Source organism: Pedobacter cryotolerans (genome assembly GCF_005116475.1).
Lineage (GTDB): Bacteria > Bacteroidota > Bacteroidia > Sphingobacteriales > Sphingobacteriaceae > Pedobacter > Pedobacter cryotolerans.
In genome coordinates, this window is record NZ_SWBO01000003.1 from 40,688 (window position 1) to 55,449 (window position 14,762).

At 34.2% G+C, this 14,762-nt stretch carries 11 protein-coding genes; 6 read left to right on the forward strand and 5 right to left on the reverse strand.

What is annotated here, in order from left to right:
- Positions 1–166 precede the first annotated feature (166 nt).
- The gene (locus FA045_RS05660; RefSeq protein WP_136875396.1) at positions 167–1,798 is read left to right on the forward strand and encodes an amidohydrolase; all 1,632 of its coding nucleotides are present in this window, start codon (positions 167–169) and stop codon (positions 1,796–1,798) included.
- Entirely contained in the window at positions 1,770–3,602 is a 1,833-nt protein-coding gene (locus tag FA045_RS05665; protein WP_225871284.1) for a serine hydrolase domain-containing protein, read from the forward strand. Before FA045_RS05660 ends, FA045_RS05665 begins: the two co-directional genes overlap by 29 nt.
- Before the next feature lie 60 nt (positions 3,603–3,662).
- On the opposite strand, the gene FA045_RS05670 is transcribed toward FA045_RS05665, so the two are convergent.
- Together FA045_RS05670 and FA045_RS05675 are read right to left on the reverse strand one after the other, a co-directional pair.
- On the reverse strand, positions 3,663–4,493 hold the full coding sequence (locus FA045_RS05670) for a DUF6929 family protein (RefSeq protein WP_136875398.1): 831 nt from the start codon (positions 4,491–4,493) through the stop codon (positions 3,663–3,665).
- 218 nt (positions 4,494–4,711) lie between these two features.
- Entirely contained in the window at positions 4,712–5,674 is a 963-nt protein-coding gene (locus FA045_RS05675) for an isopenicillin N synthase family dioxygenase (RefSeq protein WP_136875400.1), read from the reverse strand.
- 221 nt (positions 5,675–5,895) lie between these two features.
- Here FA045_RS05675 and msrA point away from each other — a divergent pair, with 221 nt between their 5' ends.
- Positions 5,896–6,495 carry a peptide-methionine (S)-S-oxide reductase MsrA gene (gene msrA, locus FA045_RS05680; protein ID WP_136875402.1) on the forward strand — a complete coding sequence of 200 codons (600 nt, stop codon included), beginning with the start codon at positions 5,896–5,898 and terminating at the stop codon, positions 6,493–6,495.
- 53 nt (positions 6,496–6,548) lie between these two features.
- Here msrA and FA045_RS05685 read toward each other — a convergent pair whose 3' ends face one another.
- Entirely contained in the window at positions 6,549–7,499 is a 951-nt protein-coding gene (locus tag FA045_RS05685; protein ID WP_169305020.1) for an outer membrane beta-barrel protein, read from the reverse strand.
- 180 nt (positions 7,500–7,679) lie between these two features.
- Between FA045_RS05685 and FA045_RS05690 the strand changes: the two genes are divergently transcribed.
- From FA045_RS05690 to FA045_RS05700, 3 genes are all read left to right on the forward strand, one after another.
- Positions 7,680–8,279, forward strand: coding sequence for a TetR/AcrR family transcriptional regulator (locus FA045_RS05690; protein ID WP_136875406.1), 600 nt, complete (start codon positions 7,680–7,682; stop codon positions 8,277–8,279).
- A gap of 24 nt (positions 8,280–8,303) precedes the next feature.
- On the forward strand, positions 8,304–8,936 hold the full coding sequence (locus FA045_RS05695) for an NAD(P)H-dependent oxidoreductase (protein ID WP_136875408.1): 633 nt from the start codon (positions 8,304–8,306) through the stop codon (positions 8,934–8,936).
- 343 nt (positions 8,937–9,279) lie between these two features.
- The gene (locus FA045_RS05700) at positions 9,280–12,006 is read left to right on the forward strand and encodes an alpha-2-macroglobulin family protein (protein ID WP_136875410.1); all 2,727 of its coding nucleotides are present in this window, start codon (positions 9,280–9,282) and stop codon (positions 12,004–12,006) included.
- Positions 12,007–12,042: 36 nt separating this feature from the next.
- Here the strand turns inward: FA045_RS05700 and FA045_RS05705 are convergent, their stop codons facing one another.
- Together FA045_RS05705 and FA045_RS05710 are read right to left on the reverse strand one after the other, a co-directional pair.
- Complete coding sequence (locus FA045_RS05705) at positions 12,043–13,458, reverse strand: TolC family protein (protein ID WP_136875412.1); 1,416 nt, start codon at positions 13,456–13,458, stop codon at positions 12,043–12,045.
- Positions 13,442–14,749, reverse strand: coding sequence for an HlyD family secretion protein (locus FA045_RS05710; protein ID WP_136875414.1), 1,308 nt, complete (start codon positions 14,747–14,749; stop codon positions 13,442–13,444). Before FA045_RS05710 ends, FA045_RS05705 begins: the two co-directional genes overlap by 17 nt.
- Positions 14,750–14,762 lie beyond the last annotated feature (13 nt).

The following is a 14,762-nucleotide window of genomic DNA, read 5'->3' on the forward strand; positions in this document are numbered from 1 at the left end:
GCCGCTAATTTAGGCAAAATAAGCCTATTTTTGAGATAAAAAATGATTGTTTAATTGTCAAATTGCTTCCCAACCACTAAATTGGCTTCGTTTAAATTAACAGTTTTTAATGCAACATTGTTAACTCTTAATTGAAAACTGTGAACTGAATTTATATCTTTAAAACATGAAACAATTCCTCTCCCTAATTGCGCTATTATTTATTTTAAGTGGCTGCACCAAGCCAAAAGCAGATTTGATCGTTTTTAATGCAAAAATTTATACCGTTAACGAAAAATTTGATATTGCAGAGGCAATGGCAATTAAAGACGGTAAAATTTTAGCTGTTGGTAGCGAAGCTGATATTAAAAAGCAATATGCTGGTAGCGAAGAAATGGATGCAAAAGGAAAAACCATTTATCCGGGATTTATAGATGCTCATGCACATTTTTATGGTTATGGAGAAAGTTTACAAAGTGCAGATTTGAGGGGAACCAAAAGTTGGGACGAAGTAATTACTCGATTAGTTGAATTTGCTAAAACACACCCAGATGGATGGCTAACTGGCAGAGGTTGGGATCAAAATGATTGGCCTAACAAACAATTCCCTACTAAGGAAAAACTAGACTCACTTTTCCCTACCAGACCAGTTTTACTAGAACGCGTTGATGGACATGCCTCTATTGCTAACCAAAGTGCATTAACGGCATCAGGAATTACGAAATCTTTTGCTTTAACTGGCGGAGATATTGTAGAGGTTAATGGCAAACTAACAGGCTTACTAATTGACAATGCCGTAGAATTAGTTGCCAATAAAGTGCCAGCAGTAAACGAAACCCAAGCAAAAAAGATATTTTTAGATGCGCAAAAAAATTGTTTTGCAGCTGGCTTAACCACTATTGATGATTGTGGACTAGATTATGAGGCCGTTGAGTTTATTGAAAAGTTACAAGCAGACAAAAGTTTAAAAATGCGTTTGTACGTTATGCTATCAGATAATGAAAAAAACTTCGATTATTTGTTTAAACGTGGAGCCATAAAAACAGACCGATTAAATGTTAGAGCATTTAAAGTTTATGCAGATGGCGCTTTAGGTTCCAGAGGCGCTTGTTTAATGCATCCTTACAGCGATATGCCATCGAAATCTGGCTTCTTGTTAAGTGATTTAAAACATTTTGAAGAAGTAGCTAAAAAAATAAATGCTTACAATTTTCAGATGTGTACACATGCTATTGGCGATTCGGCGAACCGCAGTATCTTAAAAATTTACAATAATGTTTTGGGCGGCAAAAACGATAAACGCTGGAGAATTGAACATGCACAAGTGGTAGCGCAAAGTGATTTCAATTTATTTGGTAGCGCAAGTGTGGTGCCATCTGTACAACCTACACATGCCACTTCTGATATGTATTGGGCAGGCGATCGTTTAGGAAAAGAAAGAGTAAAAGGTGCTTATGCATACAAACAATTGATGCAACAAAATGGTTGGATACCTTTAGGAACTGACTTTCCGGTGGAGGAGATAAATCCCATGTTTACATTTTATGCAGCAACTGCCAGAAAAGATGATGAAAATTATCCGCAAGGTGGTTACCAAATGGAAAATGCCTTAACCAGAGAACAAACCTTAAGAGGGATGACTATTTGGGCAGCAAAAGCCAATTTTGAAGAAAAAGAAAAAGGAAGTTTGGAGGTAGGAAAATTTGCAGATTTTGTGATTTTAGAAAATGATTTAATGAAAGCAACCGATCAACAAATTTTAAAAAACAAAGTAATAAAAACCTATGTTAATGGAGAAAAAGTATATGAGAAGAAGTAGTTTAGCTGGAATTTTTGCAGTTTGTTTAGTTGCCATTTTTACATTAAGTGCTTGTGCGCAAGACCATAAAAAGAACGAAAATCGGTTAAAAATTATTAATGAAATCTCTAAAAATTTGGTTTTACTCAATAACCAAAATAATTTTATCCCTGTAACTAAATTAGCAGAAAAAAAATTCGCCTCAATTAATTTAGGCTTCGAACATCAAATTGCTTTTGATAGTTTACTAAATAAATATGCGGATGTTAAATCACTAAGTGCCGAAAAATATAAAGACTCTACAACGCTTAATGATTTGGCTGATGATTTGAAATTTTACAATACGGTAATTATTTCCATTACAGATCAAATGGCTAAAAACAGCCGTTACTTAAATTTTATCTCCGATTTAGCCCAACATAAAAATGTGGTAGTTGCTCTTTTTGGAGATGGTAAAAGCTTAAGTTCTTTTGATAATATTGCTGCACCAATAGTGTGGAGCCCACAAAATTCGCAAGAAGCAGCAATGGTTGCTCCGCAGCTAATTTTTGGTGGTATTGCAGCAGAGCACACTTTAACTAAAGGATTTTCAGCCAAATACACAGCAGGTTCAGGTTATAAAACTACAGTAACCCGCTTAAAATTTACTGTTCCGGAAGATGCTGGGGTAAATGTAGAAGATTTAATGGAAGTTGATAAAATTGCACAAGAAGCCATTGCAGGAAAAGCTGCTCCAGGCATTGTAGTTTTAGTAGCCAAAGATGGAAAAGTGATTTACAATAAGGCTTTTGGCTCGCATACTTACGACAATCTACAAGCAGATAATGTGAGCGATATCTTCGATTTAGCATCAGTTACCAAAACAACAGCAACTACACCAAGTGTAATGCGTTTGGTAGAGCAAAATAAATTAAAGTTAGATACCAATGTTGGTTTTTACATCCCAAAAGCACGTAATACGCCAATGAATCAAATTAATGTTCGCGAGGTGATGCTGCATCAAGCAGGATTTATTCCTTTTATTCCGTTCCATAACTATGTGAAAGAAGGATATTATGCAAGAGACTCTTCTGCTGCTTTCCCTACTAAAGTTGCCGATAATTACTACGTTAAAAAAGGATTTTTTAGTGATTTTATGTGGCCAAAAATGTTAAACTCTCCTATTAAAACTCGTGGATCTTATGTGTATAGTGATATCAGTATGTATGTAATGCAAGATATTGTAGAGCAGATTACAGAAACACCTTTAGAAAAATATGTAGTTGATAATTTTTACACGCCACTTGGTATGCATACTGCAGGTTATCTACCTCGTAATCGTTTTACGAAAGAACAAATTGTACCAACAGAAGATGATAAAGTATTTAGAAAAACGTTGTTAGAAGGCTACGTACACGATCAAGGTGCTGCATTACGTGGTGGTGTGGCTGGTCATGCTGGTTTATTTGGCAATGCAAATGATTTAGCCATCTATTACCAAATGTTATTGAATAAAGGTACTTATGGCGGAGAGCAATATTTTACCCCACAAACAGTAGATACTTTTACCAGCAAACAATCTGACGTAAGTAGAAGAGGTTTGGGTTTTGATAGAGCTGATGCAGATTTGACTAAAAAATATCCATCGCAAATGGCTTCTCAGCAAACTTATGGCCATACAGGTTATACAGGTATTGGTGTTTGGGTAGACCCTAATCGTAATTTAGTTTACATTTTCTTGTCGAACAGAGTACACCCTGGTGTAAGCGAGCAATTGGGAAGATTAAACATTAGACCAAGAATACACGATGCAATAAATAAAGCGGTAGACAAGGCTGTTAAATAGATGGATTTACCACATAGAAACATAGTTTGTTAATTACAAGCTATGTTTTTTGTGGTTAATTTAAATCATCACCTTATAAATCACCGTTTCCAAAACGTCTGTATCTCTATCTTCACAAAGCAAAAATTCTATTTGATTTTCGTTTTGTTTAAACAAAGTAATTCCTTCAAATTTATGTGTTGAAGATATTTTTTTGGTAAATTTTAACGCTAAAGTTTCAGCATTTATACAGCCAATATAACTGCCCAAAATTTTACCATCCTCGTAAGTAGATTTGGTATCTTCCGCAGCTGCGATAAAATATATTTCATTTTTATGCAAAAGTGCATCAGTAAACGAAACCAACTTTTTGTTGTCTTTTAATAAAATGATCGGGACAAAATGAATATCATCAGCAGATGTTAAATCTGAACCGCCAACTTTAACTATCCCATTTTTTTGGGCTTTCCCGTTGCCACGATTAAAGAGATACCAATTACTACCATTAAAAACTGCTCCTTCAATGTTTAAATTCTCGTCATCAATTTTGCATTGTTTTTTAATTTTGGCATATAATGACGATAAATCATGCTGCGTAATTTCCTTCGTTTGCAAATCAAACTTTAGCATTAAATTTCGGTTTTGGGTTGAGCCTGAACCTAAAAGATACAACACATTCTGATAATGGCAAAGCACTTCGAAATCTGGTTTTTGAGCTTTTGGTATATTTTCTAAAACTGGTAAATCTTTTAAAATTTGAATTTTGTTTAGCGTTTTACGATCAATATCATATTCGTATAAATAAGCGCTATTATCGCCAATTACATATAAAAAATTCTGCTTCAGGAATAAACCCGAAGCAGAACCTATACCTTTTATAGTCGCAAAAATTGATAGTTTTTCTTTATCCATTTGGCTTAATATTTAAAACCATACTTATGCATTTTGTATTTACATTTTGCTAGCGTGAGGGATAGAAACGGAAAGCCCACAGACCCGATTTTTCATCGGGGCGAGGACTTGTAGTGAATAGCCCGCCCCTTGCGTAGCTTGGGACACGCCCAAATTTCATTTTGCTGTTAAATTTTTTAACCAAAATAGATTCTTCGCTTCGCTCTGAATGACAAAAACTATTTCTTCAACCCAATTTCTCTTAAACGCTCATCTAAATATTCTCCAGCCGTCATGTCGCTGTATACTTTTGGATGTTCAGCATCAATAGTTGATGGCAAACTTGTTAAATCCATATTGCTACGTGGATGCAAGAAAAACGGAACTGAAAAACGTGAAGTTTTCATTAATTCGCGTGGCGGATTGACTACTCTATGCGTGGTAGATTTTAGTTTATTATTGGTTAAACGTTGCAACATATCGCCAACATTTACCACAATATCCGTATGTTCAGCTTTAATGGCCAACCACTCTTGATTTGCAGTTAGAACCTCCAAACCATCGGCACTAGCGCCAATTAATAAAGTAATTAAGTTAATGTCTTCGTGTGCTCCTGCCCTAACAGCATCATCAGGTAATTCATCAGGGTTTTCGATTGGAAAATAATGGATGCCTCGTAAAATAGAGTTTCCATTGTGTACATGTTCATCGAAATAATTAACTGGCAATTCTAAATAAGTTGCAATGGCTCTTAGCAAATGCTTTCCGTTTTCTTCTAACTTCTGGTAAATTTCTCTCGTAACTTTGTTAAATTCTGGAATTTCTTCCAAAACTTCATTATCAGGATATTCACTTTTAATGGGATCACCATCGCTTACCTCATTTCCAATTTGCCAAAACTCTTTCAAATCGGCAGTTTTTGCACCTTTTGCGGTTTCTTTACCAGCACTTGTGTAACCACGTTGCCCAGCCAATTCTACCTTTTCGTATTTACGTTTTATTTCTACCGGCAAGGCAAATGCAGCCTTTATGTTTTGGTATAATTGATCAATTAAATCTTGACTTAAGCCGTGGTTAGTAATAGTTACAAAACCCGATTCGTTAAAAGCTCTTCCTAAATCGTCAGAAAACTTTTTGCGTTGCTCTTCATTGCCATTAATGTAACTGCCTAAATCTAGACATGGAATATACGGTGTAGACATATTGTTTTTATTTTAATGAATAGTTAAATTTAGAAAAGATATGTTAATAAATCGCTTTGCACGAAATAATACCTACCTAAAAACTTAAAAAACAAAAGGTTAAGTTATTCACAAATTAATTATTTATACTTAAAATAAGCAAAAGCAGTTGATTTATTCATTTTTTAAGCTCACAATCTTTATTATTAATTTTTACGTATTATTACTTAGCAAATGATAAAATGAAATACATAACTACCATAGTACTGATTATACTTTTTATGAATGAAGCAAACGCTCAAAAGCAAAAAAATCAAAAAGCTACTTTCGGGATGGGTTGTTTCTGGTGCACCGAAGCACTTTTTCAACGTTTAAATGGAGTTGCATCTGTTGCATCTGGTTACGAAGGCGGCGATATACCTAACCCAACTTATGATGATGTTTGTACGGGAACAACAAACCATGCAGAGGTGATTGAAATTACTTATGACCCGGCCAAAATTACCTACGATGAATTGTTAGAGGTATTTTGGAAAAGCCATGACCCTACAACATTAAACAGACAAGGTGCTGATGTGGGCACACAATACCGTTCGGTGGTATTTTACCATAGTGAAGAACAAAAAGCGACTGCCGAAAAATACAAAGCTGAGTTAAATAAAACGAATGCTTTTGGCAAAGCCGTTGTTACAGAAATTAGCAAGGCTGATGTTTTTTATGAGGCAGAAAATTACCACCAGAATTATTTTCTTAAAAATGGCGAGTTACCCTATTGCAGATTAGTAATTTTACCAAAAATGGATAAATTAGAAAAGCTTTTTAAAGCAAAGCTGAAAAATTAATTGATAGCCACAAATCATCTACCTATCTAATAATGATGATTTGTGGCAATAATTTATAAACCAATTTTTATTCCGGCATTAACACCTAAACCACCAATGTTAATGTATGATTTCAATTCATCACTTGGTTTGGTTGGGTCATATCCGGCTGTGCCGGGTACGTTAGAACTTGGTGTTAAGCGTTTACTAAAATTTGTTTCTCTTGTTCCCGTTGGCAAGTCATTTAAACCTACATTAACTTGCGATCCATTAGCCAATGTACCCGTTGCCGAAAAAGCTGTAATTTCTTTACTATCACTATTTACAGACACATTTCTATATTCTATCTCGCTAAAGAAACTGATATTTTTACCTATTGGATAATTGAAACCTGCAGCTCCTAAAAATCCAACGGTTGGTTTTGGCTTAACGCGTTCTGTTCTTGTTAATTCTACTGCGGCAAAATTGGGATTTACTGTTCTGGCAATTGTTCCAGTCTGATCGCTCACGGCAGTATTTATATCCAAATAACCGAAAACAGGTAAAACAGCTCCCAATTTTAGGTATGGTTTAAATTTCTTTTCTGTAGGTAAATGAAATACCAATGAGGGCGTTAAATCTATTGCAGTAACTTGACCTACGGATTTTAAACTCAGCACTTCATTGTTACCGATAAATCCGCTTTGCCTTGCCATCATATTTTCTTCACTTTTAAAAAAATTAGCGCCCATTTCTACAGCAACTATTTCGTTAAACCTAAAGCCACCCATTACTCCAGCACGCCAACCTTGGCCAAATGAACCAGTAATTGTCTCTTCCGAAATTCGAGTTTGCGCACCAGTGTTCGGATTGATAGAAAAAACATAATCTCTTGGTTGTAGTGAACCAACATTCGGAAACTCAACGGGAGTTACCTTTAAAAAATAGCTTCCGGTGGGTTTTAAATAAAAACCTCTTCCTTCTTGGGCAAATGTAGTGAGAGACGCTCCTGCTAAAAGTAATGCAGACAAAACAAGCTTTTTCATAATATAAGATTTAAATAAAGCCAGCATTTTGTTATGCTAACATAATATACTTAACGCTTTATATTCCTTAAATGTTTCAATTTGATGTGTAAGCTTATCATCGAATCGTCATAAGTGTTTAAACATTAGTTGATTTAATTTTAAACGATTTACTTTTGCTAACAGTGTTAACTTAACCGCATGGCGATTTCAGAAAAACGACTACGACAAAAAGAGCAACTTAGAGATTCTATTCTTGAAGCGGCTAAATCAATCATTTTAAAAGAAGGTTGGCAGTCGGTATCTATGAGAAAAATTGCTGATGCGATAAATTATAGTTTACCTGTAGTTTACAATCATTTTGAAAGCAAGGATGCCATTTTAGAAGAGTTTGTGAGACAAGGTTTTGATCTTTTAAGCGAAACAGTATTAGCGGCTAAAGGTAAATTGCTACAACCCGAAGAACAGTTAAATGAAATGGCCATCGCTTATTTTAAGTTTGCATTTGAGCAACGAGAATATTATCAAATGATGTTTGGTTTAGGAATGCCAAGTTGCGAAAGGGTTAAACAAATTACAGAAATAGGAAACTTTAGCAACATTTTAATTGATACCATTAAAAATTTGGGCAATTTTTCTGACACTAACGAACTCATTTTATTGAAATTCCACACGTTATGGTCAATTCTACATGGTTTAAGTTCAATAAACATGGTGAGTATGACAGCTACACCAAATGAAATGCAACAAAGAGTTTTACAAGATGCCATAAAAGGCTTCATTAAAAATATTAACGACTAGAATTTAAATATATCACATACAACAATGAGCATAATAGAATCCCTTAACTGGCGCTACGCCACTAAAAAAATGAACGGCAATGCTGTTCCGCAAGACAAAGTAGATCAAATTATCGAAGCAACACGTTTAGCTCCAACCTCTTCTGGTCTGCAGCCATTCAGATTAATTGTAATTACCAATCAAGAATTAAAAGAAAAATTAGTTCCGGCTTCATTTAACCAAGCACAAATAGCAGATAGCTCACATTTATTGGTTTTTGCAGCGTGGGATAATTATACCGAAGAACGCATTAATAACGTGTTTGCAAATATGCATAAAGAACGTGGTACTCCACCAGAATCAACTGCTGATTACCAAAAAATGCTGATTAATAGCTATGTTCCACGTCCAGAAGAAGTAAACTTTAACCATGCTGCTCGTCAGGCTTATATTGCTTTAGGTATGGCCCTTACAGAGGCTGCAGAGTTAAAAGTTGATGCAACACCAATGGAAGGATTTGATGCAGATCAATTCGATGAGTTTTTAGGATTAAGAGCAAAAGGATTAAAAAGTGTTGTGATCTTACCTTTAGGCTACCGCGATGAAAGTGGCGATTGGTTAGCTGGATTGAAAAAGGTACGTACTCCATTATCAGAATTTGTAATCGAGTTTAATTAATTTAACAACCTGAGTTCGATTATTAATCTGTAATTGGGCTTCATATAAGCAGTTTATTGCGGTTTTAACCACCCCGCCTTTCAGGCACCCCTCCAAAGGAGGGGAATGGAGGTCGTAATTCCCTCCGACACGTCGGAGGGTGGTCGCAGACCGGGGTGTTATAAAACGATCATATTAATCGAACTCAGGTTAATACTGTTTAAATTAAAACGGATGTCTTGCAAAAGCGTCCGTTTTTTTGTTTAGCATAAATGTAAAATTATGTTAAAGATCAGTTACAATGCTTATCCATCAGGCAATAATCAATATATTAGCGAATATATAACACGCATAATTTAATTTAATGAGACTAACAAGAATTCTATTTACAATAATTGCTTTCCTATTTATAGCTCAATTAAATGCTTTTGCTCAAGATGCAGATAGTATTGCACTAAGTAACATCCTTGCCAAAACCAAAAAACTATCAGACGAACAACCTGTAGAAAAAGTATACTTACATTTTGATAAGCCCTATTACGCAGTTGCAGATACCATGTGGTTTAAAGCTTATGTAACCATTGAACAAAATATACCATCGCCTTTAAGCAAAATAGTTTATGTTGATGTTTATACAGACCAAGATTCGTTAGTTCAAAGCTTAAGATTACCGCTTAAAAATAGCGTGGCTTATGGCCAAATTCCATTAAACATGCAAAACTTTAAGCAAGGCAACTATTATGTAAGAGCTTATACTTTATGGATGTTAAACTTTAGCGACTCTTATTTTTTTTCTAAACCTATAGTTTTGGGTGAGGCAATTGATAAGCAATTGATTACTAACATTAGTTTTAACAATGAACAAACTGATAAAGGAATTAAAACTACAGCAAAAATTCAGTTTAGAGATTTAACTAAAAAGCCTTATGCCAATAAAACTGTAAATTGGAGAGTACTATCTAATTTTGATGAATACACCAGAGGAAGAGGTACAACAGACCAAAATGGAATTATTACGGTTACATTTAATAGTAAAGTAGGAGAACCAATTAATAGAGGTAATATACTTACAGACATTGCCATTGCCGATAAAGAAACTGCATCTGCCTCATTTAAATTAAAACAAACCCTTAACGATATTGATTTTCAGTTTTTCCCGGAGGGAGGAGAATTTATTAATGGCATTCCAAACCAAATGGGATTTAAAGCATTAAAGGTTTCTGGTTTAGGTATCGATGCAAAAGGAACCATTACTGATGATCAGAATAATGAAATTACAGCATTTACAACATCAAATGCGGGCATGGGCTCATTCTTTATAACCCCAGAAACTGGTAAAAATTACAAAGCAAAAGTAACATTTAAAGATGGCTCAATTAAGACTTATAATTTACCTAAATCTGCCGCATCAGGCATAACTTTACAGGTAATTAATTCTACTGATGAATTTATCAATTTAAAAATATTAGCCAATACTGCTTATTACGAAGCTAATAAAGACAAAGTTTTCTTTCTAGTTGCGCAAAACAGTAACGTTACCTATTATGCAGCAAAAGCAAGCCTTAAAAATCAAATCATTATTACTAAAATTCCAAAAAAGAATTTTCCATCAGGCATTGCTCAAATTACATTATTTAATGCTAACAGCGAAGCAATTAGCGAGCGATTAGCTTTTGTGATGCATAAAGAGGCAATGAATTTAACGTTAAAAACTGATTTGCCTAGTTACAAACCTCGCCAAAAGGTTAAAATGACGGTTGATGCAAAAAGTGCTGGATTACCTATCGTAGGTGATTTTTCTATTGCGGTAATTGATGAGCAAAAAGTACCTACCGATGAGCATACAGAAACGACAATTTTAAGCGCTTTATTATTAACCTCAGATTTAAAAGGATATGTAGAAAAGCCTAATTACTATTTCACTAAAACTGATGATAAAAAAATTGCAGATTTAGATAAATTAATGCTTACCCAAGGTTATCGCAGGTTTGCTTATAAAGATATTTTGGAAGGAAAATATCCGTTAGTTAGCTATCTGCCAGAACAAGGTATTAATATTTCAGGAACTTTAAGAGATAGAACGGGTATGCCTATTAAAAAAGGTTCGGTACGTTTAATGGTTACTGGTAAGCCAATTTCTGCTCAATTACTTACCACAAATATGGGATTGTTTAATTTTCAAAATTTAAATTTCCCGGATTCATCTCAAGTAGTAATTAGTGCAAAATACAACCCAAATGCCGCTAACTTAATGATTATGCTCGATGGAAGTCCATCTCCGGCATCGCCAAAAAACATCAACGCACCCGATGAAATTACGAACATAGATACCATGCTATCGTCTTATTTAAATAATAGCCAAAGACAATATCGCTACCTTCGTACCTTAAAAACAGTTGAAATTAAAGGTGCTGCAATAAAAAAGCCAAGTCATGCAGACCACGGTGCTTTATCTGGTTTGAGCCCTATGCCAGATCATTTATTATCATCAGATAGATTTAGTGGCGGATGTAATTTTCTACTAGACTGTTTAAAAACGCAGGCTACTGGTTTAACTTTTGATATCGAAAATTTTTATGTTACAAGAGATTTTAATCAAGGTAATAAAACTCCGGTACAAGTTTTTATAAACGGAACACCAGTTGATGCAAGAGATATTAATAATGTAAGTGTTGCAGATTTAGAATCTGTTGAAATATTTTTAAGAGATGATTTAGGTACAGTTGATAGAGCTTATGGTACAAAAGGTGTTTTAGTAATTAACACCAAAAAAGCTCCTGTTGGGCAAAAAATTAGCCGTCAAGAGTTAATGGATATGATACCAAAAACAAATGTAATTTCATTTAATCCGATGGGATATACTAAAGAACGTGAATTTTATTCTCCTAAATATTTACCAAATGCGGTAATTAATAGCAACGATCTTAGAACAACGATTTATTGGAATCCGAAGGTAATAACTGATGAAAAGGGATTGGCAAACTTTGAGTTTTTTAATGCAGATGGACGAGGATCTTACAAAGCAGTTATAGAAGGTTTTGATAAAAATGGAAACTTAGGAAGAGCTGTTTATCGTTATACGGTTAAGTAAAGACTTCTTCTTAAAAACAGCAAATTCTTAAATTATCTAATTAATAGCATTATTAAAATTTGCTCTAGTCCATTTAAGTTGATTGTAACCCTGTAAAAATTTGAGGCGTAACTCAATTAACTTTTCTTGTACATCTATTAATTTGTTTTCTCGACTATTGATTAAAAACAGTGAGCTTTCTCCATTGCTAAACTTAGTTTCTTCGGCTTTTAGCAAACGTTCGTAATTAATGGCATTTTGAGCGGCTAAAGTAATTTGATCATTGTAATTGCCAACCACATTTTTGTAAGTGGTAATTTTAGCGGTAATCTCTTGTCTCTTGTAATCTGTATCTAACTGGTTTTGTTGTATTTTAATCTTCGCAATGCGATAATCTGCCCTTGCTTGCCTTAAAAATATCGGTATTTCTAATTTTAATCCATATTGATAATTATTCTGAAACAATGGAAAAAAATCAGTTCGGTAATTTTCTTTATTAAAAAAGTTATAGGTAAAATCTACTTTTGGCAATAAACTTTGAAACTTTAATCTTCGTTCGCTTTCTAAAATTTGCTGCTTTTGAAAATAATATAAAACTGATGCATGGTTACTTAATGATGCGCTATCAATTTCAGCAATTAAAGTTAAATAATTGCTGTAAGCAACATTGTTAGTTAATGTTTCTGATGGAATAATCAACTGAGCAACATCATAAGGCTGTTGATTTTCTCTCCATAAAAAAAGCGACAATTGTTGTGTAGCTTTTACAAATTCTATATAAGCATCTTTTTGTTCTATCTCAAAACTTTGTAATTGTGTTAATGCTTCAGTTGTATCAATTGCTGCAATTTCTCCATATTGAAAAGTCTTTTTTATAAACAATAACCTATCTTGATTAATTTTTACAGCCCGGCTTTGCAATTGAAAAACCTCGTAAGTTTTAACCCATTGCCAATAGGCATTATCAGCTTCAAGCATTAAATCATTGGTTAATAAAAGTTGCTCGGCTTCAGTCATTTGTAACGCAAACCTCGCCTGATCTAGCAAAGCTCTTCTCTTATCATATAAAAAGTTTTTTGCCAATGGCAAGGTAATGCCGAATTGATATAATCCTCCTCTAGTCTCGCTATTATTTAATTTTTGTCCATCAATATAATTGTAACTTCCATTCAAGTCAATACCATACCAAGTTGGTATACCTAAGGTTACATTATTTTCTTTGTAATAATCTGTTCCATCTATGGTTTTTGCACCATTTTTTGCTGCAAACGTTGGGTCAAAATTACCTCTTGCGCTTTGTATTTCGGCTTTTGCAATTTGATTTTGCAAGCGATAACGAAATGCCATCGGATGATAATTTTTAACTACAGCCAAAAACTCCAGATGTGATAGTTTCAAAGTATCCTGACCTTTTGCCAAGGGAGCTAAACATACCAATATTAGCAATAAGACTAAACTATTTTGCCTTTTCATCTGTACTTATAGCTTTAACGTTATAATAATCTGGCGGAAAACCATTGATATTTCGCCATAATTCGTACCAAATTGGCACATCATTTAAAATTGCAATACCTTGCACTCCAGCTCCCATTTTAATTTGGGGAGGCCATGGTTTTTGTCCTTTATCTTCAATAACTAAGGCCTTAAATAAACCATTTACGCTAATATTACTCTCAATAGCCACAACCCTACCTGTAAAAGTACCATAACTGGTATTTGGCCAACCAGAAAAAACTATTGCCGGAAAACCATCAAAAATACACATCACTTTTTGTCCATTTTTAAGTAAAGGAAGATCTACAGGCTTTACATAAATTTCTACCGCATAATCTACTTTTTTTGGCACTATGGTTCCTATACTTTCAGTTTCTTTAAGTATTTCTCCAATACCTGCTTTACTTAGTTGTACAACTTGTCCTTCTTGCGATGCCAACACAAAATACAAGCTTTGCCTAGCCTTGTAATTTGCCACCTGATTTTCGAGCTTAGCAATATCACCAGCGTTACCTTCTATTTGCCCCATACTCTGGAAACGCTCTCCTTCAGTTTTACTTAATTTTTCGGTATAATCTTGTATGGCTGCACTTTGCTCAATATTTACGGTTGATATTTCTTGTCGTGTTTGAGCCAATTTATTTTCTACTGCGGTTTTTTTAGCCATAGCGTTTTGAAATGAAACGCTCCTTTGCTGAAACTGAGTTAACGAAACTAAACCGTCTTCATACATTTTTTTCTGACGATTAAATTGATCTTCACTTAATTTTAATTCGTTGTTTGCTGCTACAAGCTCTGCCTCTTCGCCAATAAGTTTATTGTTTAATTGGCTAACCTTAATTTTTAGCTGACTAAGTTTTAGTTCTCTTGAAGCATTTAATGCTGTAAGCTGACTGTTAGTTGTACCAATTTTTGCCTGATAATAATCTCTAACACCAATTTTTGCTTTAACTTGTTGTTGGGTTCTTTCAACCAATCTAGGATCAAGGTAATCTTCTTTTATTTCGGCTAATTGTAAAATGGTATCGCCTTTTTTAATATTGTCTCCGTTTTTAACGTGCCACTTTATAATTCTACCAGGTATAGGAGAATTAAGTTGTTGCGGACGTTGATCTTGATACAAAGTACTTACGTTTCCCCTAACTTTAATATTTTGTGTCCAGGGTAAAAACAATACAATTAAACAAGAACCCATAAAGATAAAAAACCATCTTTTTACTCTAGAGTCTCTGTGTATATGATAAATTCGATCAGTTGATTTTAATTTCATCTTTAAATACTCG

What these genes read in the sequence shown, in the direction of transcription:
- FA045_RS05660 (WP_136875396.1), top strand. Translation starts at nt 167, where the DNA reads ATGAAACAATTCCTCTCCCTAATTGCGCTATTATTTATTTTAAGTGGC.
- FA045_RS05665 (WP_225871284.1), top strand. Translation starts at nt 1,770, where the DNA reads ATGGAGAAAAAGTATATGAGAAGAAGTAGTTTAGCTGGAATTTTTGCA.
- FA045_RS05670 (WP_136875398.1), bottom strand. Translation starts at nt 4,493, where the DNA reads ATGGATAAAGAAAAACTATCAATTTTTGCGACTATAAAAGGTATAGGT.
- FA045_RS05675 (WP_136875400.1), bottom strand. Translation starts at nt 5,674, where the DNA reads ATGTCTACACCGTATATTCCATGTCTAGATTTAGGCAGTTACATTAAT.
- msrA (WP_136875402.1), top strand. Translation starts at nt 5,896, where the DNA reads ATGAAATACATAACTACCATAGTACTGATTATACTTTTTATGAATGAA.
- FA045_RS05685 (WP_169305020.1), bottom strand. Translation starts at nt 7,499, where the DNA reads ATGAAAAAGCTTGTTTTGTCTGCATTACTTTTAGCAGGAGCGTCTCTC.
- FA045_RS05690 (WP_136875406.1), top strand. Translation starts at nt 7,680, where the DNA reads ATGGCGATTTCAGAAAAACGACTACGACAAAAAGAGCAACTTAGAGAT.
- FA045_RS05695 (WP_136875408.1), top strand. Translation starts at nt 8,304, where the DNA reads ATGAGCATAATAGAATCCCTTAACTGGCGCTACGCCACTAAAAAAATG.
- FA045_RS05700 (WP_136875410.1), top strand. Translation starts at nt 9,280, where the DNA reads ATGAGACTAACAAGAATTCTATTTACAATAATTGCTTTCCTATTTATA.
- FA045_RS05705 (WP_136875412.1), bottom strand. Translation starts at nt 13,458, where the DNA reads ATGAAAAGGCAAAATAGTTTAGTCTTATTGCTAATATTGGTATGTTTA.
- FA045_RS05710 (WP_136875414.1), bottom strand. Translation starts at nt 14,749, where the DNA reads ATGAAATTAAAATCAACTGATCGAATTTATCATATACACAGAGACTCT.